A 25,452-nucleotide genomic window follows, 5' to 3' on the forward strand; every position below is an offset into this window, starting at 1 on the left:
CGCCGACCCCGACACCGCCCGCGCCGAAGGCCGGCCCCGGAGTGAAGGTGACCGCGCAGCCCGACCCGGGCTACGTAGGCGGCAGGGTCGTGGTGACGTACACCGTGCGCAACGGCCGTAACGCGCTCGCCACCGGACTGCGGCTGCACATCGGGCTGCCCGGCGGTATCCCCGACAGCGGGCCGCCCGCGGGCTGCGACAAGAGCTGGTCCTGCGCACTGCCGGACCTCGGGCCGGGCGACAGCACGGTCGTCCGGGTGGTCCTCTCCCCCGACCACGCCACGACGGGCCGCGCCACCGGCGTCCTGACCACCACAGGTACGGACGCCAACCCCGACGACAACAGGACGCGGACCACGATCCGGATCCTCCAGCCGAAGATCGTCGCCGTGCCGCCGATCGGCAAGCCCGGCTTCGTCACCTCGGTGCGGGGCAAGGACTTCCCGCCGGGCGTGCCGGTGCGGTTCACCTGGAAGCCCGGCATCACCGCGGCCGCCGCGCCGACCGTGCCGAAGCCGGACGGCACCTTCATCGGCCAGTTGCTGATCCTCACCAAGGACCAGACGGGCCCGCGCATCATCACCGCGAGCGGGCCCGGGTTCTCCCCGGTGAAGACCGACTTCCTGGTGGTGAACGGCAGCGTGCAGCCGCCCGACGAGGTGACCCGCCGGTGATCCACGAGGTCGACGAAGCGCTGCGCGGGCTGCTCGGCGAGTCCGGGCTGGAGGCGTCCGGGGTCGAGACCGTCTTCGACGCGCCGACCCGCGACTGGGCGGCCCGCCGTACCGCGCCCACCGTCTGCGTGTTCCTGTACGACATCCGGGAAGACGCGACCCGGCGCGGCAGCGGCGCCGGGGAGGTGTACGACGCGGACGGGTTCGTGGTCGCGCGGCGCACCCCGCCGCGCTGGTTCGAGCTGACGTACCTGGTCACCGCGTGGACCAGCCGCCCGCAGGACGAACACCGGCTGCTGTCACAGGTGTTGGCCACGCTGGTGTCCGTCGACGCGCTGCCGGGGCGGCATCTCACGGGCTCGCTCGCCGAACTGGGCCTGACGGTCTCCCTGGACGCGGGCGGCACCGGGCTGGACGCGCCCGCCGCCTCCGATGTGTGGTCGGCGCTCGGCGGCGAGCTGAAGGCCTCTCTGGGCGTCCGCGTGCGCGCACCCCTCGCCGGGGTGAGCAGGGCCGCCGCGCCGCCGGTCACCGAAGGACTCCTGGTGCGTTCAGCGCACCGGAAGGTGGACGAGGACCCGCAGCCGGGCCGTCGGCTGCGCTACGACGGGGTGAGCGAACCGGCGCCGGACGAGGGCTTCGCCGGTCCGCGCGAGCGGCGTCCGGCTCCCGCGCGCCGCCGCCGGGGAGGACGCCAGCCGTGACGTACGTGGAGGAGGAGACGGTCACGGGCCTCGGCGCGGACCCCCTGTGGGACCGGCTGCGGCTGGTCGAGGAGCGGATCCGGTACGCGGTGGCCGCCCGCCGCGCCGTCGATCCCGACCCCGACGACCCCTACCGGGGGCAGTACCTGACCCCGGAGGCCGTGCGGCGGATCCTGGACGAGCCGGGCGGGCTCGACGTACCCGTGTACGACCCGCAGCCCGCGCCGCCCGACTCCGTGCTCGGCACGCTCGCCGGGCGCTTCGGCCTGTCGCCGCTCGACACCGATCTGCTGCTGATCGCGCTGGCCCCCGATCTGGACGCGCGTTTCGAGCGGCTCTACGGCTATCTCAACGACGACCTGACCCGCCGCAGGCCCACGGTCGGGCTGGCCCTGGAGCTGTGCGGACTCGCCCCGGCGTCGCCCGCCCGGTTCCGGCTCTCCGCGTCCTCGCCCCTGGTAGCGGGCGGACTGCTGGAGCTCACCGAGACCCAACGTCCGCCCCTGTCACGGATGTTGGCGGTGCCGGACCGGGTCACCGCGTTCCTGCTGGGCGACATGGCCCCCGACGCCCGGCTCGCCGGTGTCCTCGGCACGGTCACACCGGACCCGACAGCACCGGCGGAGGACGTCCTGCTAGCGGCGCGCGCGGCCCGGTCCGGGCCCGGGCCGGTGCATCTGCACGCCCAGGGCGGTGACGCGCCGGGGCTTGCCGCCGCGGCCCTGAGCGCCGCCGGGCTCGGCACGCTGGTGCTCGACGCGGCGGCCCTCGCCCGGCACTTTGCCGAACTGCCCGCGCTCGCCAGGGTCGCGGCGCTGGAGGCGCGGCTGACCGGCTCGGGCGTCGTCCTCGGCCCGCTGGAGGAGCTGCCCCTGGCACCCGCCGAACGGGCCCGCGCCACGAGCGAGTTGTGTTCCGCGCTGCGCGGCGTCCCCGTGTTCGCCCATGGCACGGACGGCTGGGACCCCGCCTGGGCGGCCGACACCCCGGTGGTCCTGCCGGTGACGGCGCCCTCCCCCGCGCGGCAGGCCGAACGCTGGCGGCACGCACTCGCCCTGGCCGGCGCCGACGCGTCCGTGGACGCCGCCGACACGCTCGCCCGGGCCGTCGCCGCGCACCGCCTCGACGGCGGACAGCTGCGCCGCGCCGCGCAGGCCGCCGTGCGCACCGCGAGCCTCGCGGACCGCCCGGTCTCCCCCGACGATCTGCGCACGGCCGTACGGGCGCAGAACGGCGCGGGACTCGCCCGGCTGGCCCGCAGGGTCCAGCCCGGTGTCGGCTGGGACGACCTGGTGCTGCCCCCTCCGACCCTGCGCGGACTGCGCGAACTGGCCGTACGCGCCAGGCATCGCGAGCAGGTGCTCGGGCAGTGGCGGATGCGGCCCGGCGGCGGCCGGGGGCGTGGGGTGATCGCGCTGTTCGCGGGCGAGTCGGGCACCGGCAAGACCATGTCCGCCGAGGTGATCGCCGCCGATCTCGGCATGGACCTGTACGTGGTCGATCTCTCCACGGTCGTCGACAAGTACGTGGGCGAGACCGAGAAGAACCTGGAGCGGATCTTCACCGAGGCGTCCGCCGTCAACGCGGTGCTGCTCTTCGACGAGGCCGACGCGATCTTCGGCAAACGCTCGGAGGTCAAGGACGCGCACGACCGGCACGCCAACATCGAGTCGGCGTATCTGCTCCAGCGCATGGAGTCCTTCGACGGGATCGCGGTGCTGACCACGAACCTCCGGGCCAATCTGGACGAGGCGTTCACCCGCCGGCTGGACGTGGTGGCGGAGTTCCCGGTGCCGGACGCCGACCAGCGCCTCGCCCTGTGGGAGCGGTGTCTGGGCGAGCGGTTGCCCCGCGCAGCCGACCTGGATCTCGGCTTCTGCGCGGCCCGGTTCGAACTCGCCGGAGGTTCCATCCGCGCGTGTGCGGTGACCGCCGCCTATCTCGCCGCTGAGTCCGGACAGCCTCTCACCATGCGGCAGTTGGTGTCGGCGGTGGTGCAGGAGTACCGCAAGCTCGGCCGGCTGGTGCTGGAGAGCGAGTTCGGGCCGTACCTGGCGGACGCCCTCGGCGCCTGAAAAGGCAGTGCAGTTGCCCCCGGCAAGGTACCAACGCCCCTGTCGCCGAGCCTTCCCCACCTCGGAGACTCGGCATTGACGCAGGTGTGACCAGACAGGAACGTGAAGGAGCGAGCATGCCGACGTACCTCACCCCGGGCGTGTACGTGGAGGAGGTGCAGTCCGGTGCCCGCCCGATCGAAGGGGTCGGCACCGCCGTCGCCGCGTTCGTCGGGTTCGCCCAGAACGGGCCCTTCCACGAGCCGACGCTGGTCACCAACTGGGACCAGTACACCCAGCTGTTCGGCGGCTTCACCGAGGGCACCTACCTCGCGCACGCCGTGTACGGCTACTTCTCGAACGGCGGCGGCGCGGCCTACGTGGTGCGCATCGGCGGCCCCGCCGACGGTGCCTCCGCCGGAGCCGGCGCGGGCCAGGCTTCCCTGCGGGCCCGGGCCGCCGAGCCGGTCGCGCTCGGCGGATTCCAGATGGCCGCCAGGCCGGGCGCCGCCGGGGTCTCGGTGGAGATCGCCGACGCGGACGGCGAGAACCCGCCCGAGGACCGCTTCAAGCTGCTGGTCCGCCAGGGCGACCGGGTCGTCGAGACGTACGACGTCTCCACCCGCAAGAACGTCAAGGGCTACGTCGTCACCCAGCTGCGTGCCTCGAAGCTGATCGAGGTCACCGAGCAGCCCGACGCCGGCCAGACCCGGCCCGCCAGTCAGACGGTGGCCGTGCCCGACGCGCCGGCCGCCCCCGCGGCGCCCGGTTCCGGCACGGTGTCCCGGCTCGACCCGGCCGAGTACGTCGGTGACGCGGCCGCCCGCACCGGGTTCGCCGGTCTGGAGTCCATCGACGAGATCACCATGGTCGCCGTCCCCGACCTGATGGGCGCCTTCCAGCGGGGCGACATCGACGCCGAGGGCGTGCGCACCGTGCAGCTCGCGGTCATCTCGCACTGCGAGCAGATGGGCGACCGGGTCGCGGTCCTGGACACCCCGCCGGGTCTCAACGCCCAGCAGGTGCGCCACTGGCGCAACGAGGAGGCGGGCTACGACTCCCGGTACGCCACCCTCTACTACCCGTGGGTGCGCGTCTTCGACCCGGCGGCCGGGCGCAACACCACGGTCCCGCCGAGCGGTCACATCGCCGGTGTGTGGGCGCGCAGCGACGCCGAGCGCGGGGTGCACAAGGCCCCCGCCAACGAGGTGATCCGCGGCGCGGTGGACCTGGACATCCGGCTCAGCAAGGGCGAGCAGGACCTGCTCAACCCGATCGGCGTGAACTGCGTACGCGCCTTCCCCGGGCGTGGCATCCGGATCTGGGGCGCCCGCACGCTGTCCTCCGACCCGGCCTGGCGCTACCTGAACGTGCGCCGCCTGTTCAACTACCTCGAAGAGTCCATCCTGTTGGGCACCCAGTGGGTGGTCTTCGAGCCGAACGACGACCGGCTGTGGTCGAGCATCCGGCGCAACGTCACCGCGTTCCTCACCGAGGAATGGCGTCGGGGCGCGCTCTTCGGCCGCACCGCCGAGGAGGCGTTCTACGTCAAGTGCGACCGCGACAACAACCCGCAGACCTCGATCGACCAGGGTCGCGTCGTCTGCGAGATCGGTGTCTCCCCGGTCAAGCCCGCCGAGTTCGTGGTGTTCCGGCTGGCCCAGTTCTCCGACAGCACCAGCCTCATCGACGAGTGACCCGCGGGTCGGCCAAGGAAAGGTGACAGACAGTCATGGCAGAGGGCGATGCTCTTTCCACTCACGTCTTCGGCGTGCAGCTCGGCGGCTACATGGTCGAGTCGATCCAGGAGATCAGCGGGTTCTCCGTCGAGGAAGAGGTCGTCGAGGTCCGGCAGGTGACCTCGACGGGCAAGCAGATCATCCGCAAGCAGCCCGGCGCGCGGCAGGCCGGTGAGATCACGATCACCCGGGGACTCGACAAGAGCAGCGAGTTCACCAAGTGGATCAAGGAGACTCTCAACAACGGTGCCGTCGACACCGCCCGGCAGAACCTGACCATCGAGATCAAGGACACCAAGGGCGAGACGGTACGGCGCATCCAGCTGATGAACGGCTGGGCCTCCAAGTGGGAGGGCCCCTCCCTCAAGGCCGGTGAGTCCGCCGCGGCCACCGAGAGCGTCACGATCGTGTTCGAGGAGATCGTCGTCGAATGAGGCGCCGTACCGTCACGGCGGGCAGCCTGGAGGAGTTCCTGGAGGCGACGGCGCCCGCCGCCGAGGCAGCGGCGGCCGAGGAGCCCCAGGCTCCGGCCGCCGCCCGCCCCGCACCGGCTCAGGACCACGGGCTGCGCACGGAGTTCGAGTTCGAGCTGCCGCGCGGGTACGTGGACGAGGCGGGCACACTCCACCGGCACGGCGCGATGCGCCTGGCCACCGCCCGCGACGAACTGCGTCCGCAGATCGACCTGCGGGTCAAGGAGAACCCGGCCTATCTGAGCGTGGTGCTGCTGGGCCAGGTCATCACCCGGCTCGGCACGATCACCGACGTGCACGCGGGGATCGTGGAGCGGATGTACGCCACCGACGTCGCGTTCCTCCAGGACTTCTACCGCCGCGTCAACAGCGAGGGTCACACCCGCGCGGCGGTGACCTGCCCGCACTGCGAGGGCGCCTTCGAGGTCGACCTCTCGGGTGGGCGCCTGGGGGAATCGTGACGTACGCACTCCCCCGGCTGCGGGAGGAGATCGCGTACATCGCCTACCACTTCCACTGGCAGCGCGAGGAGATCCTCGACCTCACCCACGCCGAGCGGCGCCAGTGGGTGACCGAGATCGCCCGTATCAACACCCGCGTGAACGAAGGCGGTTGAACACATGGCATGGCGGGACAGACTGCGTCGCCGGGCCGCGGCGCGGACTGCCGCGCCGGGCTCAGCCGTGCGCGAGTCCGCTTCCGGTGCGGCGGAACCGTCGGTGCCGGGTGCGTCCGTGCCGGGTGCGCGGGGTACGTCCCTGCCCGGTGACTGGGACGGCGGCTGGCGCCGCACCTCGCCGCCGACGCTGACCGTGGCCCGCGCCCCGCTCGGCGTCAGCGACGGCCTCACCTTCCGCGCGGGCCTCGCCTCCTGGCAGAACCCGTCCTTCGATGCCGGCCTCGGCCACGCCGTCCTGCCGTCCGCACCGGTCGGCCTGGTCCACGGGGTCACCGGCCCGCCGGCCACCGGTGCGACGTACGCCGACGGCGGACCACTGCTCCTGCGCGCGCTGCGGACGGACGCCGGGGAGGGCGAGGGCAGCAGCAGTGTCGCCGAGCCCGGCGCCGCGGCTGCCGTGCGTACCCCGACGCTGCGCGCCCGTACGGCGCCCGCGGCGGCGCCGAACCGCGGGGACGACAAGGGCAGCGGCACCGCTGACCGTCCGCGGACTTCGGTGCCGTCAGGCACAGCCGGGCCGGACCGGACCGGACAGACGCCTGCAGGCGATGCCCCCTCCGTTCAGCGCTCGGTGGCCGCGCCCGCGCCGGGCCGCGCGCTCGTGGCCTCGGACCCGCTCGTCCCGACAGCCGCGCCGACGGCGCAGGTTCAGCGGACCGAGCGGCCGGGGGCCGCTTCGGACGCGGGTGTGGTCCGGCCCGACGATCCCGCCCGGCCGGCGCCGGTACCGGAGATTCCGGTGGTGCGGCGCATCGCCGTGGTGCCGGACGCCTCCGGGGCTCCTGCCGTCCGCCGTACCGCACCGGAGGCCGCACACCCCGCATCGCGGGAACGGGCGGCGAACACCCCCGTGCGCCCGACGGTTCCCGGCCCCCCGCTGACCGTCGCCCGGCGCGTGGCCGCGCCGGTACGACGGATCACCGGGCTGCGACCCACCGCCCGGCCGGCAGAGGCGAGCACTCCCCCTGCCGCCCGCACGGACGCGACACCCGCATCCGCCCCGGGCGAGTCTCCCGCGTCCACACCCGCAGGCCCGACATCCGCTGTGCAACGCGCCGTCACCCCCGCACGCCCCGGCAGCAGGCCGCCGCTGGGCGAGCCCATGCGCGAACTCCCTTCCTCGGCAGGTCCGTTGGCGGCGGACGCCACGGGCACGACTCGGCCGGTTGACGACGCACACCCGACGACCGGACCGGCGCTGCCGATCATCCAGCGCCAGACGGACGCCCCCGCTCCCGGACCCACACCCGCCACGCAGCACACCGCCGCGCCCGCACGAGCCGGCAGCAGGCCACCGCTCGGCGAACCCACGACTCGACCGGCGAACGACGCACACCCGACGACCGGACCGGCACTGCCGATCATCCAGCGCCAGACGGACGCCCCCGCTCCCGGACCCACACCCGCCACGCAGCACGCCGCCGCGCCCGCACGAGCCGGCGGTAGGGCGCCGCTGGGCGAACCCATGGCGGAACTCCCTTCCACGGCACGGCCGTTGAGCGATGGCGTCACGAGCACGACTCGACCGGTCGGCGACACACACCCGACGGCCGGACCGGCACTGCCGATCATCCAACGCCAGACGGACGCCCCCGCTCCCGAGCCGTCCCGCCAGAGCACCCCGCCCCGCCCGTCCGACGCGCGCCAGGACGCCACCGGCTCGTCCGGGGTTCGGGCCCGTGGCGGCCTGGGGGCACCGCTGCCGTCGATGCCGGCGACAGCGGACGTGCCGCGTTCCGCCTACCCCGCGCGTCAGCCGCGCACCTCGGCCGGCCCGGGCACTCCGCACGTCCAGCGCACCCCCGCGCACGCGGAGCGGCCCGCCTCCGGCCCCCACGCGGGCACCGCAGCCCTGCTGGGCACCACGGACAGCGTGAATCGCGAGGTCGACTCCCCTGTGAGTGCACCGTCACTTGCGAACTCCGCGCCGACTCCCGCCACCCCCCTCGTCATTCCGGGCGGGCCTCGGTCCGCACCTTCCGCCACACCCGAGCCCGTCACCGGTACCGGCACCGTGCAGCGCGTGCCCGCGCCGGAGACCGGGACGGCGTCCGCGAGCAGGGCGGTCACATCGTCCCGGTCACGATCCGGTGGAATCACGCCGGTCGTCGTCGCCCGCGCTGTCGCGTCCTCCGCCCCCCTCACGGCACGCACCTCCACGACCCCGCACGGGCCGGCGCAGCGCAGCCTTTCGCTGCTTGCCGCTCGCCCACTCACGGTCAACACCCGTGTCCCGGACGGCGTCGCGCCGCCCGCCGCGAGCACCGGCGCCTCCCGACGCCCGGTCGTCGCCGCGTCCTGGCGCCGCGAACCGAGCCGGGCACAGGCACCAGCACCAACACCAACACCAACACCAACACCAACACCGCAACTACAGCGCAGCGTCGGCAGCAGTACAGGGCCGACCGCGTCGTACAACACGCCTTCCCACGAGTCGGGTTCAGCGAGGCCTCGTCGCGCCGTCCCCGTCGTACGGCCGGTTCCGCCCGTCCAGCGGACCGCACCGCTGCACCCACAGGCGCTGCCCGTCACCGATCCGCAGGCGGCACCCGTGCGGGACCGCCCTGCGAGCCCCGAGCCGCGACCCGGCCCACCGGTACCCGTGGTCCGCGCCACCCGTACGACGAACGGGGTGCCCACCGGCACCCCCACCGGCGCCGGTCCCGTGCCCCCCGGTGTGCCAGTGACCTCCGTACCCGCCCGGGCCGTGCAGCGGACGCCGGCCGCGGGGCCGGTGGCCGGGAGGGTCACGGGCACGCACCCGCCCCGGTCGGCCGAGGCCGCGCAGGACCCCGGGATCGATCTGGACGAGCTGGCGCGGCGGCTGTTGGAGCCGATGGCGCGGCTGTTGCGGGCCGATCTGCGGCGGGGGCGGGAACGTGCGGGCCGGCCGTATGACGGACGGCGCTGAGGACAGGGAACGGATGACCTACGGATGACCGACAACATCTTCGCGACGAGCGTGTTCTTCCGGCTCGCGATCGGCGGAAATGACCTGGGGGCCTTCCACACCTGCTCCGGCATGGGCGCGGAGGTGGAGATGGAGACGTACGCCGAGGGCGGCAACAACGGCTTCACCTGGCAATTGCCCGGCCGGGTGACCTGGTCGAACATCACGCTCACCCGGCCGGTCACCGCCGACACGGCGAAGATCGCGCGCTGGCTCGACGAGACGCTGCGGCGGGTGGAGCCGAAGGACGGTGAGATCGTGGCGCTGCGACCGGATCTGAGCAAGATCATCAGCTGGCAGGTGCTGGGTATCGTACCGGTGCGATGGCAGGGGCCGTCGTTCGATCCCGCCTCCTCGCAGGCGGCGGTGGAGACGCTGGAGATCGCCCACGAAGGACTGAGGCCTTCCTGATGGCCGCCGTTCGCGCCAGTGTGGCGAGGGCCCAGCTGACCCTGAAGGAACCCCCGGCGGCGGTGGGCGCCAAGCCCGGCGGGACGATCGCGCAGCTGAACCTCCAGTTCAATCCCAACAGCCTTCAGCTGCGCAAGAGCACCGAGTGGCGTCGCACCCCGTCCCGGATGGCCGGGGAGTCGGCGCTGCCGGAGTTCGTGGGCAGCGGGCCGCGCGAGCTGAGCCTGGAGGTCTTCCTCGACGCCACCTCGAAGCATGACAACTCGGTCGAGCAGGCGGTCGAGAAGCTGATGAAGGGGTGCGTGCCGACCCCGGCGAGCCTCGCGCGGAAGAAGCCCGCCAGTCCGTGGGTGCGGTTCGAGTGGGGTTCGGCCCGTACGACGTCGTTCGACGGGGTGCTGTCCAGCCTGTCGGTGACGTACTCGCTGTTCGACGTGGACGGCAAGCCGCTGCGGGCGACCTGCTCCCTGTCGATCGAGGAGGCGAGCGTCGACCCGCCGGGGCAGAACCCGACGTCCGGCGCGCGCACGGCCCGCAGCACGCACACCGTGGTGGCCGGGGACAGCCTGCCGCTGCTGGCGTGGCGGGAGTACGGCGACGCGACGGCCTGGCGGGTCATCGCGGAGGCGAACGGGATCGACGACCCGATGGCCCTGGCGCCCGGTGCCGAACTGGTGGTGCCGGCGCTCGGGGACGTCAGCGGTGAGGAGGAACGGTGAGCACACCCGAGGCGCGCGGCGGCCGGTCGTTCGCGGCGGACCCCGTCGTGGAGGCGCCCGGTGAGCTGCCGCGGATCTGGGCGGCGCAGCTGGTGAGCTGTGTCGTGGACGAGAACGTGGGCCTGCCGGACACCGCCGTGCTCACCTACCGTGATCCGGACCACGAGTTCCTGAGGTCGACCGGCATCACCCTCGGCACGCCGCTGCGGGTGTCGGTGGTGACGGTCTCCGGGCAGGCGCGCGAGCGGCTGTTCAACGGCGAGGTCACGGCCGTGGAGATCGACCGGGACTCGACCGGGTCGTTCACCGTCGTGCGCGCCTATTCCGTCGCGCACCGGCTCCAGCGGGGCCGGAAGGTGGTGGCGTACCGGAACATGACGGCCGCCGCGATCGTCCGCAAGGTGGCCGCCGGGGCGGGGCTGCCGGTCGGGAAGGTCGAGGCCGCGCCGGTCACGTACAAGCAGCTGTCGCAGGCCAACGTCTCCGACTGGGACTTCCTCCAGTACCTGGCGGGCGAGAGCGGTGCGCAGGTACGGGTGGACGACAAGGGCGTGCTGCAGTTCACCAAGCCCGAGAAGGCGGCCGGGGCGCCCGCGCCGTCGACGCCGGCCACGCAGAGTCCGATGGTGCTGGAGTACGGGCGCAATCTGCTGGCGCTGCGGGCCGCCCTGTCGGGTGCGGACGGGGCGTCGCAGGTCGAGGTGCGCGGCTGGGACGTGACCACCAAGACGGCGCTCGTGGCCCGGCAGCAGTCGGTGACCAGCGACACCGTACTGCCCGGTCTGGCGCCGGCGTCGGGCGCCGGGTTCGGGAAGTCGGCGAAGCTGACGGTTACGGACACGCCGTACCGGACGCAGGCCGAGACGACGGCCGTCGCGGGTGCGCTGGCCGCTCAGGTCGGTTCCGGTTTCGGTGAGGTGGAGGCCCTGGTCGAGGGCAGTCCGCGGTTGCGGGCGGGCCTTCCGGTGGCGCTCGGCAACGTGGGGCCGGCGTTCTCCGGCCGGTACACCGCGACGGCGGTGCAGCACAGTCTGGACCCGCACGGCGGCTACCGGACGACGGTGTGGGTGAGCGCCAGTCCGGACCGGTCCCTGGCGGGTCTGGTGACCGGCGCGAACGCGCCCGGGCGTGGCCCGCGCATGCCGGGGCTGGCGATCGGCGTGGTGACGGACGTACGGGAACCGGGCGGTGCGCAGAGCGGCGGTGTCCGGCTCAAGTTCCCCTGGCTGGACGACACGTACGTCACCGACTGGGTCCGTTCGGTGCAGTGGGGCGGCAAGGGCGGCGGGGGCGTCGTGAGCCCCGAGGTCAACGACGAGGTGCTGGTCGGTTTCGAACAGGGCCTGCTGGACAGCCCGTACGTCATCGGCGGCCTCTACAACGGCGTGGACCGGCCCTCGAAACACGACGTGCCGCTGATCGACGGGACCAGCGGCAGGGTCAACCGCCGCTCGGTGGTGTCGCGTTCGGGGCACCGGCTCGAACTGCTGGATCCTCCGACGGGACCGTCCGGGGTGCGGCTGCGCACCGCGGACGAGCGGCTGGAGGTGCTGCTCGACGACCGCAACAACCGGCTGGAGCTGACGGTGTACGCGGCCGGCGGCCGGCGGGCGCTGACCTCGGTGGTGATGGACGGCCAGGGCATCACGCTCGACGCGAAGACCGGGAAGGTCAGTGTGAAGGGCGGCAGCGTGGAGATCGACGGCACCAACTCGGTCAAGGTCGGCGGCCGTTCGGTGACGGTCTCCGGGCAGACGGACCTCACGCTCGACGGCGGGCTGCTCGGCGTACTGAAGGCGGAACTCGTGCGAATCAACTGACGTTCATCATCGACACGACAACCCACTCTGTTTCCCCGGCCGTTGAGGCCATGACCACCCTGGACTTCGAGGAGCCCGGCATGCCCGCCGCAGCCCGTACCGGCGACCCCACCAGCCACGGGGGTGTGATCGCCACCCCGCCGCCCGGCGCCGCCGCGGCGGTGGCGCGCGTGCTGATCGGCGGCAGACCCGCTGCCGTCGTGGGCAGTCTGCACACCTGTGTCGTGCCCCCGCACGCGGCCCTCGGCCCGGGCAATGTGATCATGCCAAATCCGGCCGCGCTCGTCTCGGGCCCGGTGCTCATCGGCGGGTTGCCGGCGGCCCGGATGGGCGATTCCACCACGTGTGGCGCGACGGTGCAGCTCGGCGCCCTGAACGTGCAGATCGGAGGGGTGTGATGAGCGAGCGGTTCATCGGCCGCGGCTGGGCGTTCCCGCTGCGGGTCGGGCCGACCGGCGGGATCGCCATGGTCGAGCGGGAGCGGGAGATCGAGGAGGCGATCCGGCTGGTCCTCGGGACCGCACCCGGCGAGCGCCCGATGCGGCCGGAGTTCGGCTGCGGCATCCACGAGTACGTCTTCGCACCCGGCGACGGTGCCACCGCGGGCCGGATCGCGCAGGAGGTGCGCACGGCGCTGGAGCGGTGGGAGCCGCGGATCACGGTGGACGACGTGGTCGTGGCGTTCGACGCGGTGGACGACGGAACCCTCTACATCGACGTGCGCTACACGGTGCGTTCCACCAACGACCGGCGCAACCTGGTGTTTCCCTTCTACACGATCCCCTCCGAGGAGGGGGCCGAGGAAGCGGTCGCGGACTGATGGCCCTGCCCTCCCCCAACCTGGACGACCGGCGGTTCCAGCAACTCGTCGACGAGGCGAAACGGTACGTGCAGCAGCGCGCGCCGGAGTGGACCGACCACAACGTCTCCGATCCGGGCGTCACCCTGATCGAGACGTTCGCCTACATCGTCGACCAGCTGCTGTACCGGCTGAACCGGGTGCCGGACAAGAACTACACCGCGTTCCTGGACCTGTTGGGGATCCGGTTGTTCCCGCCCGCGGCGGCGAGCGCCGAGGTCGACTTCTGGCTGTCGGCGCCGCAGCCCGACGCGGTGACGCTGCACGCCGGGACCGAGGTGACCACGGCGGACGGCGAGGCGGAGGAGCCCGTGGTGTTCGCGACCACGGACGAACTGCGCATCGTACCCAGCGAGTTGACCCGGTTGGTGACCGCTCCGCGCACCGGTGAGCAGACCGACCGGACCCGGGAGCTGGGCGAGGGCCACGACGTGCGGTGCTTCCAGCCCGCGCCCGAGCCGGGGGACTCACTGCTGTTCGGGCTGCCCGCGGCCGTGCCGCGGTGCATCGTCGCCGTACGGCTGGACAGCCGGGTGGAGGGCGTCGGCGTCGACCCGCGCCAGCCGCCGCTGGTGTGGGAGGCGTGGGACGGCGCCCGCTGGCAGGTGTGCGAGACCGGCTCGGACTCCACGGGCGGCCTGAACCGGCCCGGCGAGGTGATCGTGTACGTCCCGGCCGGGCACTCGGCGTCGGTGATCGGCGGGACCCGCGCGGGCTGGCTGCGCTGCCGGGTCACCGAGGCGCAGCCGGGCCAGCCGTTCTACTCGGAGTCCCCGACGGTGCGCGAGGCGTCGGTCTTCACCGTCGGCGGCACGAGCACCGTCGAGCACGCGGAGACGGTCACGGACGTGCCGCTCGGCACGTCGGAGGGGGTGCCCGGCCAGACGTTCCGGCTCGGCCGGCCGCCGGTGCTGCTGGACGGCGAGCCCCCGGTGGTGGAGGTCTCCTCGGCCGACGGGTGGCTCCGCTGGGACGTCGTGGAGCACTTCGGCCGCTCCGGCCCCGCCGACCGGCATGTCCAAATCGACGCGACCACCGGCGAGTTCGTCTTCCCGCCCGCGCTGCGCGAGCCGAACGGGACCCTGCGGCTGTGCGGGGCGGTGCCGGAGAAGGGCGCCCAGATCCGGGTGTCCCGCTACCGCACCGGCGGCGGCCCGGCCGGCAACGTCGCCCGGGGCGCGATCTCGGTGCTGCGCAGCTCCGTGCCGTACATCGCCCGGGTCGTCAACCGGGAGGCGGCGCGCGGCGGGGTCGACGGCGAGACCGTCGCCAACGCCAAGCTGCGGGCGCCGGACGCGCTGCGGATGCAGGAGCGGGCGGTGACGGCCGAGGACTACGAGATCATCGCCCGGCAGGCGGCGCCCTCGGTGCACCGGGTGCGCTGTCTGCCCGCGGCCGAAGGAGCGGGCGCCGTACGGGTGTTGGTGGTGCCGGACGCGGTGGCCGACGACGGCGACCGGCTCCGCTTCGAGCAGCTGATCCCCTCGGACCAGGTGCTCACCGCGATCACCGAGAGCCTGGACGAGCGGCGGCTGATCGGAACCCGGCTCGTGGTGGAGCCGCCGGTCTACCAGGGCATCACGGTCGTCGCCCGGCTGGTGGCGGCCCCTGAGGACACCGACCGGGTGCGGGATTCGGCCCTCGCCGCGCTGTTCCGCTACCTCAACCCGCTGCACGGCGGACCGGACGGCACCGGCTGGCCGTTCGGGCGGCCCGTGCAGTACGGCGAGATCTTCGGCCTGCTGCAACGCGCGACCGGGAACGCGCTGGTGGAGGAGATCCGGCTGTTCGCCGCCGACCCGGTCACGGGCCGGCGGGGCACCCCGGCGGACCGTATCGACGTGGGCACGGGCGCGCTGGTGTTCTCGTACCAGCACCAGGTCGTCGTGCAGCCGATGCAGCAGCCGGGAGGCCCGGCATGAGCCGCGCCGCCGTCCCCGGCCTGCCGAGCCGGCACCCGATCGGCGGGCTGCTGCCCGCGCTCTACGCCGACGACGACTTCGCCCAGCGGTTCACCGCCGGTCTGGACAGCGTCCTCGCCCCGGTGTTCACGACCCTCGACAGCCTGCCCGCCTACCTCGACCCGCGTGTCGCGCCGCTCGACTTCGTGGCCTGGCTGGCGTCGTGGGTGGGCGCCGCCGACGACCCGGAGTGGTCCGCGGAACTGCGCCGCGAGGCGGTGGTGCGGGCGGTGGAGCTGCACCGCTGGCGCGGCACCCGGCGCGGCCTGGTGGAGCGGCTCCGGCTCACCCTCGGGGTGAACGCCGAGGTCAGCGGCGACGGCGCCGCGGTGTGGTCCCGTACGCCGGGCAGCGAGCCGCCGCCGGCGCCGGCCGGCGAGGTGCTGGTCCGGGTGTGGCCGGGCCGCGACCCGGACGTGGACGAGGCCCGGGTCCGCGAGGCCGTCCGGGCCCTGTGCCCCGTGCATGTCTCCTGCCGGGTGGAGATCCTGCCCGGCCCGCCCTCCGACGAAGGGAGGTGACGCCGTGCGCGCCTGTCCCGTGTGCGGAGCGTCCAACGAGCCCGATGACGACTTCTGCTCCAACTGCGGTTCGTATCTGGGGTGGTCCGAGGAGGCTGCACCGCAGGGCTCGTCCGGGTCCGGGAACACCTCCGGGTCCGCGTCCTCGTCCAGGTCCGAGCCTGGGTCCGCGTCCGCCCCTGCGCCGGCCGCCGCGCCGGAGCCCGCGGCACCGCCCGCCCCGGCGCCCTCTCCGGCGTCCACGACCTCTACGACCCCTCCGGCCTCTCCGGCCCCCACGGCCTCAGCCGACGGGGAACCCTCCGCATCGGCGGCCCGCCCGTCGTCGTCCCTGCGGTCCAGGCTGACGGGCCGGACCCGACGGGAAGCGGAGCGCCCGGGCGGTACGTCGCCCGAGGGCGCTTCGCCGGCGGTGGTCAACCGGCCTCGCACGGACGAGAGTTCGGCCGCCGACGCCGGAACCGGTGACACGGAGCGCCCGGCTCGGGAGGCCGTCGGCCGTACGCCCCGTACGCCCGACGGCACGGCAGGTGAGACGGCAGGCCCGGCAGCCGATGCCCCACCGTCCGCACCCGTACCCTCCGCCCTACCTGCCTCACCCACCCCACCTGCCCCATCTGTTCCCGCCGTTCCCCCGGCGCGCCGAGAACCCACTCCCGCACCCACTCCCGAGCCCGAGGCCATCGGGCCCGTGGCGCCCGCGAAGCCGGTCGCGCCGCGGCCGGTCGTACGGCCCGTGGCGGCGCAGGAGGAGGTGTCCGGGGTGCCGTGCCCGGTGTGCGGCACGCCCAATCCGCCCGGCCGCCGATTCTGCCGCCGCTGCGCCAGTCCGCTGGATCCGGCCGCGCAGCGGGCTCCGCTGCCCTGGTGGCGGACGATCTGGCCGCTGCGGCGCCGGGTGCGGGCGGGGTCCGGGCGGTGGATCCGGTTCCTGGTGATCCTGGCCGTGGTCCTGGCGCTGTGCGTGGGCGGCTTCTTCCTGCTGCCCGCCGGGCGTGCCCTGTTCGAGGACACCCGGGACAAGCTCAGCGGCGTCAAGGCCGTCAGCCCGGTGGCCGTGCACGCGAGCGCCGAGGAGCCCGGGCATCCGGCGAAGAGCACCACGGACGGGCTCAGCAACCGCTATTGGGCGGCGCCCGGCGCGGGAGCCTCGATCACGTACACCTTCGGCAAGCCGTTCCGGATGGTGGATCTCATCATCACCAACGGTGCGTCGAAGGAGCCCCAGGAGTACGACCGTGAGGCGCGGGCGCTCCGGATGGACATGGAGGTCACGTCGGCGGACGGCTCGGTGCACCACAAGGAGATCGACCTCGCCGACAAGGCGGGCGACACAACCGTCACGACCGGGATCGACGACGTGGTGAAGGTGCGGCTGACGCTGGGCTCGGTCACCGGGCTCACCGGTCGCCGACATGTGGCCCTCGCCGAGGTCGAGTTCTTCCAGCGGAGCTGATCCGTGCCGTCGTCCGGGGCCGTCGGCTTCAGCGGGGCGCGTCCATGCGCTGGGTGCCGATGACCGACAGCAGCCGCAGCGCCTCCTCGGAGGACGAGCCCGGGACGGCGGTGTAGATCACGACCTGCTGGTCCCGGTCGGTGAGGTCGAGCGCGTCGCAGTTGACGGTCACCGGCCCGACGGCCGGATGCCGGAACGTCTTGCGCAGGGTGGGTGTCGGCGCCACGTCGTGGGACGCCCAGAGCCGGGCGAACTCCTCGCTGCCGTCGAGGAGTTCGCGGATCAGCGCGGTCACCTCGGGGTCGTCGGGGTAGCGGGCGGCGGTGGTGCGCAGGCGCCGGGCCGCGTGCCGGGCGAAGGCGTCGGCGTCGGAGACGCCGTACAGCCGCCGTCCCTCGGGTCGCGGGCCGAGGAAGGCGCGGCGGGCCAGGTTGCGCTCGCGCCGGGGCAGGGCCGAGAAGTCCTCCATGAGGGCGGCCGCCAGGTCGTTCCAGGCGAGCACCTCCAGCAGGGCCGACGTGACGAAGGCGGCGGAGTGCGGCAGCCGGTGCACCAGGTCGAGGATGCTCCGCGGCACCTCGCGGGAGGGTCCGGGCGGCGGGCCCGGCGGGGCGCCGGCGAGGAGGTGGAGGTGGTCGCGCTCGGCGTCCGTCAGGCGCAGGGCCCGGGCCAGCCCGCTCAGCACCTCGCGCGACGGGCGCGGGCCGCGGGCCTGCTCCAGCCGGGTGTAGTACTCGGTCGAGATGTACGCCAGCTGCGCCACCTCCTCGCGCCGCAGTCCCGGTGTGCGGCGCCGCGGCCCGGCGGGCAGGCCCACGTCCGCGGGGCCGATCCGCTCGCGCCGGCTGCGCAGGAAGGCCGCCAGTTCCGCTCTGTTCACCTCTCCAGTGTGCGCGGGTGCCGCGCGGCCGATCCAGGTACTCCCGGTGCCTGGATGAGCCCCGCACACCGCCGCAGGCTCGGTGCCATGGAGAACACACACACCGACATACCTGTCCCGGCCACCACGGCTGCCGGCCTCCTGGCCGGCAAGGTCGCCTTCGTCACCGGTGCCGGGCGCGGGATCGGCGCCGCGGCGGCCCGGCTCTTCGCCCGGGAGGGGGCCCGGGTGATGCTGGCGGCCCGTACGGAGGAGCAGCTGACGGCCGTGGCCGAGGAGATCAGGGCGGCGGGCGGCACCGCGGACCACGTGGTGTGCGACCTGGCCGACGCGGAGAGCGTGCGGGCGGGTGTGGCCCGTACGGTCGAGGTGTACGGCCGGCTCGACGTCGCCTTCAACAACGGTGCGACGATCCAGCTGCCCGGCCCCATGGACGGGCTGCTGGAGGCCGACTTCGACCGTGTCTACGCGGTGAACCTGAAGGGCGTCTGGCTGGCCATGGTCGCCGAGGTCGCCGCGATCCGGGCGACGGCGGGGACCGGCGCCATCGTCAACAACTCGTCCGTCGGCAGCCATCGGGGCAATCCCGAACTGCCCGCGTACGCCGCGATGAAGCGGGCGGTGAACAGCCTGACCGAGTCGGCCGCCGTGACGTACGGCCCGGAGGGGATCCGGGTCAACGCCGTGGCGCCGGGCGGCACGCTGACGGAGATGATCCGGACCTGGGAGGAGCGGTCCCCCGGTCTCCGGGACCGGCTCAAGGCGCTCACGCCGCTGGGCCGCGCGGCCGACCCCGGGGAGATCGCCGAGGCCGCCGCGTGGCTGCTGAGCGACCGTGCCTCCTACGTGAGCGGCGCGGTGCTGAAGGTCGACGGTGGAGCGGGGGCCTGAACTCCCCCGGTGCCCCGGTCAGTCGAGGCCGAGGACGTTCATGGTCTGCTCGGCCATGCGCTGTTCGCCGAGCGCGTTGGGGTGGACGGGCACGATGTTCGTCCCGAAGAGCAGCGGTTCGATCCACCGGGTGCCGATCGGCCGGCAGGCGTCGTGCCCCGCGGAGGCCTGGGAAAGGTCGACGAACGTGGCCCCGCTCTCCTCGGCGGCGCGCTCCACTACGGCGTTGAGGTGGGCCTGGAGGGCGTGGATGTACGACACGTCGCCCTCGGCGAGGGGAAGCTGGGCGAAGCAGGACGGGTCGGCGGTGGCGGGCGTGATCCACGGGTAGCCGAGCACGGCGACGCGGGCGTGCGGCGCCTTGGCCCGTACGGCGCCCAGCGCGCTCTTCAGCGCGGGGTAGGTGTTGGCGTCGATGGAGTCGTCGAAGGACGTGCCGTACTTGTCCTTGCAGGGGCTGCCCTTGCCGCCGCTGAGGATCCCCTCGGTGCCGCAGTCCAGGACGGCGTTGATGAAGGTGCCGTTGTCGTTGCCGCCGATGGTCATCGTCACCAGGTCGGTGCCCGCGGTGACGGCGTCCGCCTGCGGGGCGACGCCGGGGTACTGCGACCCGGTGAAGTCCTTGGTCTGGGCGGCTCCGCAGGTGACGTCGGTCAGCCGGGCGCCGGTGCGGGCGGCGAGGACGTGGGGGTAGTTGGCCGTGGAGCGCAGGCACAGCAGGTTGCTGAGGTCGATGGGCAGGACGCCGGAGGCGGCGCTGTAACTGTCGCCGAGGGCCGAGTAGTTCAGGGGCGTGGCGGCCTGGGCGGGCGTGACGGCGAGACCGAGGGCCAGGGTTCCGGCGAGAGCGGAGGCCGCGGCGACGACGCGGCGCAGGGCAGGCGTGGGCATGGCAGGTGCTCCCTCTTCTCGGGTGGGGGACACGGAGCCGGCGGGCATGAGAGGGCCCGCACGGGTGCTGGTGCGCGAGAAAATGGCGGCTCAGAGCATGGGGAGTGCCGTGAAGCGTGGGGGTTACCGCTAGGTACTACTGAAAAGTAATGTGAGGGCGCCGCACTCGGGAGTCAACGCTGTTGACGGAGATTCTTGAAACGCTCGAGGAAACGCGCCCTTCCCCCGGCGCCGCTGATCAACGGGGCGTTGCCGGACGGGACTTGCCGCGTGATCATGGGAGCTCGGGCGCGGACGGGAGGGTGCCATGGGTGCGGTGGTGCGCCGGGGTGCGGGGCGGGGCGGCCGGGACGCTCCGGGGCCGGGCCGAGGGCTGCGGATCGCGGCGGACGCGGCCGGATGGGGCGGTTCGGTCCTGGTGCTCGCCGGCTTCGCCGGGATCGTCGTGCGGGTGGCCCGGCCCCGGCTGTGGCACGTGCCGTGGTGGCAGATCGGCACGCTGATCGTCGTGGGGCTCGCCGGTTACGTGGTCGACCACCTGATCGAGGCGCGCCTGCGCAGGGCCGCGCGCTTCCTCGCGTACCGGAAGGTGCTGGAGAACCCGAATCCCGTGGCCGTGGAACCGGGTTCGGAGCCCGGTGTGTTCCGGCTCCTGTCCCCGTTGCACAGCCCCGTGCCCTTCCGTGATCGCGAGGACGAACTGGCCCGGCTGCGGCGCTGGTGCACGGACGGGACGGACCCGCACCCGGTGCTGCTGCTCGCCGGTGACCGCGGGGTCGGCACCTCGCGGCTGGCGCTGGAGCTGGCCCGGACACTCGGCGAGGGGTGGACCGCCGGGCGGCTGCTGCACGGCACCGGTCCGGCGCTGTTCCCGGCGCTGCGCGACCGGGGCAGGCCCGCGCTGGTCGTCGTGGACGAGGCGGACATCCGCGCCGACACGGACAGCCACCTGCATTCCCGGGTGCGCACGGACGTGGTCCCGCTGCTCCGGGCGTTCCCGAGCGGTGCGCACGACGGGCCGCCGGTGCGGCTGCTGTTCGTCGTGCGGCACGCGGAGCGCTTCCGCGCGGTGGTCGGCGAGGAACTCTCCTGTCGCGGCAGCCCCGAAGCCCGCCGCCTCGTCGACTTGGCCCCCGTACTGGACCTGGCACCGCCCGTGCTCGACCGCGCCGCCCTGGCCGAGCGCCACGCTGAGGCCGTCACCGCCTTCACGGCCGCTCTCGGCCGGGCTCCCGCCGCCGGCCGGACGGACCTCGCCCTCACCGGGACCGGCCCGGCGCCGCTGGACCTGCACGCCGCGGCCCTCGTCACCGCGCTGACCGACGAGCCCGCCCCCGGCGCCGCCCGCCGCTCCGAGGACGTCGCCGAGATCCTCTTCGCACGGGAGGTCCGGCGCTGGCGACACCACGCCGCGTCCTTCTCCTCCCCCGGCACCCCCGCGCTCCCCCGCCTGTCCGACCAGCCCGACCTGCCCGAACTCGTCGTGCTGGCCCTGCTGTTGACCAGCCATCGGGAATACGTCGCCGCCGCACACGTCATCGAACGGCTCCCCGCGTTCGCCGGGCCGGAGCGGGACCGGGACCGGGGCGAGACCTTCGCCTGGGTGAACTGGGCCCTCGCCCTGCACGGCGGCACACCGGACGCCGTACGCACGGCGGAGCCCTGGATCGGCCCGGAGTCCTTCGCCCACTGGTTCCTGACCACGCGCCTGCGCGCCGACCCGGAGCTGTTCGACCGGCTTCAGTCGGGCCTGGACGCGCGCCGGTCCGAACATCTGGCGGGCCTGCTGTGCCGGGCCTGCGAGGACTTTCCCGAGGCGGGCGAGAACCTGCGCCGGTACGTCGCGCGCTCCCCGTCGGCGCACGGTTACGCCGCCCTGCGCAGCGCCGGGGTGCTCGCGCGTCCCGAGCGGGCGGACCCCTGGATCGCCGAGGGCCTGCGCACACCGGCACCGGAAGTCGCCCCCGCCCTCGCCTCCCGCGACCTCCACACCCTGCTGGAACAGGCCCCGCCCGCGTCCCTGCCGCGTTCCCATGCCGTGCTCGCGCGCATGTACCAGCAGGCCGGGCGGGCGGAGGACAAGGCGGAACGGCGGTCCCGTCGGGAACGGCGGCGCCGGGCGCGCGGCAGGCGCACCTGACCGCCTTCCTCGTCGCGCCGCCCACCTCTTACGGAGTCGTGACGTACGGGCCGCGTCACCGGGTCCCGGGCCGGGGCGCGGCTAGCGTGGCCGTATGCGTGTACTGGTCACCGGCGGTGCCGGGTTCATCGGGTCCCATGTCGTCGAGGCGCTGCGGGCGAGCGGGCACGAGCCGGTCGTGTACGACGTCCGGGAGGATCCCGGCGCCGATGTGCGCAATCCGGCTGCGGTCGCCCGCGCGCTGGCGGGCGTGGACGCCGTCTGCCACCAGGCGGCGATGGTCGGGCTCGGCAACGGTGTCGCCGACGCGGCGGAGTATGTCTCACGCAACGATCTCGGCACCGCCGTGCTGGTCGCGGCCATGGCGGAGGCGGGCGTCCGGCGCCTCGTGCTGGCCGGCTCCATGGCGGTGTACGGGGAGGGCCGTTACGCGTGTCCGCGGCACGGCGTCGTACGGCCCGGTCCCCGCGGCGTCGCCGACCTCGCCGCGGGCCGGTTCGAGCCCGCGTGCCCGCACTGCGGTGCGGAGTTGAGCCCGGAGCTGGTCGGCGAGGACGCCCCGGCCGATCCCCGGAACGTGTACGCGGCGACCAAGCTGGCGCAGGAGCACCTGGCCGCCGCGTGGGCCCGCAGCACGGGCGGTTCGGCGGTGTCCCTGCGGTACCACAACGTGTACGGCCCCCGGATGCCGCGGGACACCCCGTACGCCGGGGTCGCCTCCTTCTTCCGCTCGGCGCTGGCTCGCGGGCTGGCCCCCCGGGTGTTCGAGGACGGGCGCCAGCGGCGGGACTTCGTCCACGTCCGCGACGTGGCGGAGGCGAACGTGGCCGCGCTGGAAGCGGATTCGGCCCCGGGCATCCTCTGCGCGTACAACACCGGCAGCGGCGAGCCGCGTACCGTCGGCGAAATGGCCCGCGCCCTCGCCGACGCCCACGGCGGGCCGGAGCCCGTGGTCACCGGCGAATACCGGCTCGGCGACGTACGGCACATCACCGCGGACTCCTCCCGACTACGCGCAGAACTCGGCTGGAAGCCACAGATCGGGTTCACGGAGGGAATGCGGGAATTCGCGCGGGCGGAACTACGCGAGAAATGACCACACCCGGCGACCGCACCGGGCGAACCGAACCCGGCACCGAGCCACTCGGGGTGTGTCAGCCCGGTGCCACCACTTCCTGCTCCCGGGGCCCGCGTGCCGCCCAGCGCACCGCCGGCGGTGCCACACAGCCAGCGCCCAGGAAGACCGCGCCCATCAGCATCCAGCCGCGCGTGCCGCCGTTCAGGCAGAGCAACGCCAGCACGGACGGCGCCACCACGCTCGCCAGGCCGTTGCCGAAGCGGAAGACACCCGAGTACTCGCCCTGCGCGTGTGCGGGGGCGAGGCTGTACCGCAGCTCGAACGACCCGGCGGCGTAGAGGAGTTCACCGAGAGTGATCACCGCCACCCCGAGCAGGATCAGCAGGACGGCACCCCAGGCGGGGGTGCCGGAGGCGAGGCCGATCAGGGTCGTACCGCCCAGGAAGGCGCAGCCCGCCCGGCGCCAGGCGCGTGCGGCGGCGGGGTCGGTGTCGATGCCCCGTCCCGTCCTGACCTGCAGGAAGATCACCATGACGGTGTTGACGAGCACACTGGTCCCGGCGAACCAGCGCGGGGCGTGCGTGTGTCCGAGGATCCACAGCGGCAGGGCGAAGACCAGGACGGAACCGTGGACCGACAGCACGCCGTCGAGCGCCGTGACCACCAGGTAGCGCAGGTCCTTCAGCGCCGGCCCTCGTCCACCGGTCCGCGGTGCCGGCACCGGTGGCAGGGACGGCAGCCGGCTGACGACGACGGCGGTCGCCACGAAGCTCAGGGCGTTGCCGAGGACGAGGCAGAGGTATCCGGCGCGCGAGTCCGCCTGGATGACGAGCGCGGCGAGCAGGGCACCGATGCTGCTCGCCAGATTCGCCGTGGCGCGAAGATACGCGCGGAACCGGGCGGGCCGCTCGCCCGCGAGGCCGCGCACGAGGGGCCCACGGGCCGCCTGGCCGGCGGAGCCGGCGAGTTCGGTGAGGCAGACCACCGCCGTGAACAGCCAGAAGGAGTGGACGAGGACGAGCATCGCCATGGCCGCCGCCTGCACGGTGAGGGTGGCCATGTAGACCTCGCGGGGCCCGCGCCGGTCGGCGATCCGCCCGACGGGCACTCCGGACAGCAGCCCCACGACGGCACCCACACCCATGCCCAGCCCGACGTGCGCCGCGGAGAGCCCCACGGAGCGGGTGAAGAAGACAGCGGCGCTCAGCATGAACACCCCGCTGCCGAGCATGTTGACGAAGCTCGCCGTCGCGAGGGTGCGCCGTGGGCCCGGTTCGAGCAGCACGCCGCGTGCGACGAGCCAAGAGCTTCCGTGCTCGACTGACATGGATTCCCCCATCACTTGGTCGACGAGGGAGTATGCGGCGCTCAGCGGTGCTCGGAACAGGCCTGACCTGCAAGGGAAGAGTCACACCGGATTCGGGAACGATCGCGGCGGCTCATGGCGTTGGAATGGGCAGAGTCACTTCGAAACGGCAACCGCCGGGGATGTTGTGGACACTCGCCCGGCCCTGGTGGGCCTCCACGATGCCGCGGACGATGGCGAGGCCGAGCCCCGCGCCCGCCGGGGGCGTGCGGGCGTCGGTGCCGCGCCAGCCGGTGTCGAAGACGCGGGGCAGATCCTCCTCGGGAATGCCTCCGCAGCCGTCGCTGACGGACAGCACCACACCGTCCTGCGTACGTTCGGTGGCGATCGCCACCGTGCCGTCCGGCGGGGTGCGGCGGATGGCGTTGATCAGGAGGTTGCCCAGGACGCGGGTCATCTCCTTGGCGTCGACCTCGACGGGAACGGGCGCGACCCCGTCGCCCACGAGCCGTACGCCGTGTTCCCGGGCGAGCGGATCGGCTCCCGCCAGCGCGTCGCCGACGAGGTCGTACAGGGAGATCCGGGAGGGGTGCAGCGGGAGGGTGCCCGCGTGGATGCGGGAGAGTTCGAAGAGGTCGCCGACCATGTCGTTGAGGCGTTCCACCTCGGTGCGGATCTGCTTGAGGTACCGGTCGGGCTCCGCGGCCACGCCGTCCTCCAGCGCCTCCGACATGGCGCGCAGTCCGGCCAGCGGGGTGCGCAGGTCGTGGGAGATCCACGCCACCAGCTCGCGCCGGGACTTCTCCAACGCCCGCTCCCGCTCCCGGGATTCGGCGAGCCGTGCGCTGGTGGCGGCCAGCTCGCGGCTGAGCGCGTCCAGTTCGGCGGTGGCCGGTCCGTGCGGGGCGGCGAAGGCACCGGCGTCGCCGAACGAGCGGGCGGCGTCGGCGAGTTCGCGGCTGCGGGCGACGACCCAGCGGCCCAGGAGCAGCGCGGTGGCGAGGGAGACCACGGCCGCCATCGCGACGACGGTGGTGACCACGGTCAGGTCGTGCGAGGAGAGGAACATCGCCCAGGCGACGGCGAGCGTGCCGGCCAGCATGGCGCCGACGCCGACCGCGGCGACCACGGCGACGGAGGCGGTCAGCGAGCGCCGCCGGATCAGGCGCAGCACGGCCGCTCCCGCGACGCCCGCGGCGGCGGCGCCTGCGAAGGCGTAGAGGGCGATGAGGAGGGTGGCGCGCAT

General features: G+C 73.8%; 22 protein-coding genes and 2 pseudogenes. 20 read left to right on the forward strand and 4 right to left on the reverse strand.

All coding sequences use genetic code 11. The annotated features are described in order from the left end of the window. The 17 genes and pseudogenes from BIV25_RS32280 to BIV25_RS32355 all read left to right on the forward strand — a co-directional run. Positions 1-674, forward strand: a pseudogene (locus BIV25_RS32280) (hypothetical protein); the annotation flags it as partial. Continuing rightward, positions 671-1,378: a DUF4255 domain-containing protein gene (locus tag BIV25_RS32285; RefSeq protein ID WP_071376032.1), complete on the forward strand. Its 708-nt coding sequence runs from the start codon at positions 671-673 to the stop codon at positions 1,376-1,378. The pseudogene BIV25_RS32280 and the gene BIV25_RS32285, both read left to right, overlap by 4 nt. After that, positions 1,375-3,453, forward strand: a complete 2,079-nt coding sequence (locus BIV25_RS32290) for an ATP-binding protein (protein WP_071376033.1) — start codon at positions 1,375-1,377, stop codon at positions 3,451-3,453. Before BIV25_RS32285 ends, BIV25_RS32290 begins: the two co-directional genes overlap by 4 nt. A 116-nt stretch (positions 3,454-3,569) precedes the next feature. Continuing rightward, positions 3,570-5,129, forward strand: coding sequence for a phage tail sheath family protein (locus BIV25_RS32295; RefSeq protein WP_071376034.1), 1,560 nt, complete (start codon positions 3,570-3,572; stop codon positions 5,127-5,129). Between the two features lie 35 nt (positions 5,130-5,164). Continuing rightward, positions 5,165-5,605 carry a phage tail protein gene (locus tag BIV25_RS32300; RefSeq protein ID WP_071376035.1) on the forward strand — a complete coding sequence of 147 codons (441 nt, stop codon included), beginning with the start codon at positions 5,165-5,167 and terminating at the stop codon, positions 5,603-5,605. Continuing rightward, positions 5,602-6,105 (forward strand): hypothetical protein, encoded by a 504-nt coding sequence (locus BIV25_RS32305; protein ID WP_071376036.1) that lies wholly within the window; start codon positions 5,602-5,604, stop codon positions 6,103-6,105. Before BIV25_RS32300 ends, BIV25_RS32305 begins: the two co-directional genes overlap by 4 nt. Next, positions 6,102-6,260: a DUF6760 family protein gene (locus BIV25_RS51490; protein ID WP_177235491.1), complete on the forward strand. Its 159-nt coding sequence runs from the start codon at positions 6,102-6,104 to the stop codon at positions 6,258-6,260. The genes BIV25_RS32305 and BIV25_RS51490 overlap by 4 nt, the downstream gene beginning before the upstream one ends. 118 nt (positions 6,261-6,378) lie before the next feature. After that, on the forward strand, positions 6,379-9,234 hold the full coding sequence (locus BIV25_RS49705) for a hypothetical protein (RefSeq protein WP_143076733.1): 2,856 nt from the start codon (positions 6,379-6,381) through the stop codon (positions 9,232-9,234). Between the two features lie 24 nt (positions 9,235-9,258). Continuing rightward, on the forward strand, positions 9,259-9,684 hold the full coding sequence (locus tag BIV25_RS32315) for a phage tail protein (protein ID WP_071376038.1): 426 nt from the start codon (positions 9,259-9,261) through the stop codon (positions 9,682-9,684). Next, positions 9,681-10,403 (forward strand): LysM peptidoglycan-binding domain-containing protein, encoded by a 723-nt coding sequence (locus tag BIV25_RS32320; protein WP_107486438.1) that lies wholly within the window; start codon positions 9,681-9,683, stop codon positions 10,401-10,403. The genes BIV25_RS32315 and BIV25_RS32320 overlap by 4 nt, the downstream gene beginning before the upstream one ends. Next, positions 10,400-12,223 (forward strand): VgrG-related protein, encoded by a 1,824-nt coding sequence (locus BIV25_RS32325; protein ID WP_071376040.1) that lies wholly within the window; start codon positions 10,400-10,402, stop codon positions 12,221-12,223. Before BIV25_RS32320 ends, BIV25_RS32325 begins: the two co-directional genes overlap by 4 nt. Before the next feature lie 80 nt (positions 12,224-12,303). Beyond that, on the forward strand, positions 12,304-12,621 hold the full coding sequence (locus BIV25_RS32330) for a PAAR domain-containing protein (RefSeq protein WP_071376164.1): 318 nt from the start codon (positions 12,304-12,306) through the stop codon (positions 12,619-12,621). Beyond that, positions 12,621-13,043, forward strand: coding sequence for a GPW/gp25 family protein (locus BIV25_RS32335; RefSeq protein ID WP_071376041.1), 423 nt, complete (start codon positions 12,621-12,623; stop codon positions 13,041-13,043). Before BIV25_RS32330 ends, BIV25_RS32335 begins: the two co-directional genes overlap by 1 nt. After that, positions 13,043-15,004, forward strand: a complete 1,962-nt coding sequence (locus BIV25_RS32340) for a putative baseplate assembly protein (protein WP_071376042.1) — start codon at positions 13,043-13,045, stop codon at positions 15,002-15,004. Before BIV25_RS32335 ends, BIV25_RS32340 begins: the two co-directional genes overlap by 1 nt. Then, positions 15,001-15,564, forward strand: a complete 564-nt coding sequence (locus BIV25_RS32345; RefSeq protein WP_071376043.1) for a phage tail protein — start codon at positions 15,001-15,003, stop codon at positions 15,562-15,564. Before BIV25_RS32340 ends, BIV25_RS32345 begins: the two co-directional genes overlap by 4 nt. After that, positions 15,509-15,634: pseudogene (locus BIV25_RS54645) on the forward strand (zinc-ribbon domain-containing protein); the annotation flags it as partial. The gene BIV25_RS32345 and the pseudogene BIV25_RS54645, both read left to right, overlap by 56 nt. A gap of 621 nt (positions 15,635-16,255) precedes the next feature. Continuing rightward, a complete protein-coding gene (locus BIV25_RS32355) occupies positions 16,256-17,020 on the forward strand; it encodes a zinc-ribbon domain-containing protein (protein ID WP_071376045.1) in 765 nt (254 codons plus the stop codon). 28 nt (positions 17,021-17,048) lie between these two features. Here BIV25_RS32355 and BIV25_RS32360 read toward each other — a convergent pair whose 3' ends face one another. Then, positions 17,049-17,900, reverse strand: a complete 852-nt coding sequence (locus BIV25_RS32360) for a helix-turn-helix transcriptional regulator (RefSeq protein ID WP_071376046.1) — start codon at positions 17,898-17,900, stop codon at positions 17,049-17,051. 87 nt (positions 17,901-17,987) lie between these two features. On the opposite strand from BIV25_RS32360, the gene BIV25_RS32365 reads away from it, so the two are divergent. Further along, complete coding sequence (locus BIV25_RS32365) at positions 17,988-18,791, forward strand: SDR family NAD(P)-dependent oxidoreductase (RefSeq protein ID WP_071376047.1); 804 nt, start codon at positions 17,988-17,990, stop codon at positions 18,789-18,791. 18 nt (positions 18,792-18,809) lie between these two features. Here the strand turns inward: BIV25_RS32365 and BIV25_RS32370 are convergent, their stop codons facing one another. Beyond that, positions 18,810-19,682: an SGNH/GDSL hydrolase family protein gene (locus BIV25_RS32370; RefSeq protein ID WP_071376048.1), complete on the reverse strand. Its 873-nt coding sequence runs from the start codon at positions 19,680-19,682 to the stop codon at positions 18,810-18,812. A 307-nt stretch (positions 19,683-19,989) separates the two neighbouring features. On the opposite strand from BIV25_RS32370, the gene BIV25_RS32375 reads away from it, so the two are divergent. After that, complete coding sequence (locus BIV25_RS32375) at positions 19,990-21,822, forward strand: hypothetical protein (RefSeq protein WP_071376049.1); 1,833 nt, start codon at positions 19,990-19,992, stop codon at positions 21,820-21,822. Between the two features lie 94 nt (positions 21,823-21,916). Beyond that, positions 21,917-22,918, forward strand: a complete 1,002-nt coding sequence (locus BIV25_RS32380; RefSeq protein WP_071376050.1) for an NAD(P)-dependent oxidoreductase — start codon at positions 21,917-21,919, stop codon at positions 22,916-22,918. A gap of 58 nt (positions 22,919-22,976) precedes the next feature. On the opposite strand, the gene BIV25_RS32385 is transcribed toward BIV25_RS32380, so the two are convergent. Beyond that, positions 22,977-24,227, reverse strand: a complete 1,251-nt coding sequence (locus BIV25_RS32385) for an MFS transporter (RefSeq protein WP_071376051.1) — start codon at positions 24,225-24,227, stop codon at positions 22,977-22,979. A gap of 112 nt (positions 24,228-24,339) precedes the next feature. Continuing rightward, positions 24,340-25,452 (reverse strand): sensor histidine kinase KdpD, encoded by a 1,113-nt coding sequence (locus BIV25_RS32390; protein WP_071376052.1) that lies wholly within the window; start codon positions 25,450-25,452, stop codon positions 24,340-24,342.

Origin of the sequence: Streptomyces sp. MUSC 14 (genome assembly GCF_001866675.1) — a bacterium.
Lineage (GTDB): Bacteria > Actinomycetota > Actinomycetes > Streptomycetales > Streptomycetaceae > Streptomyces.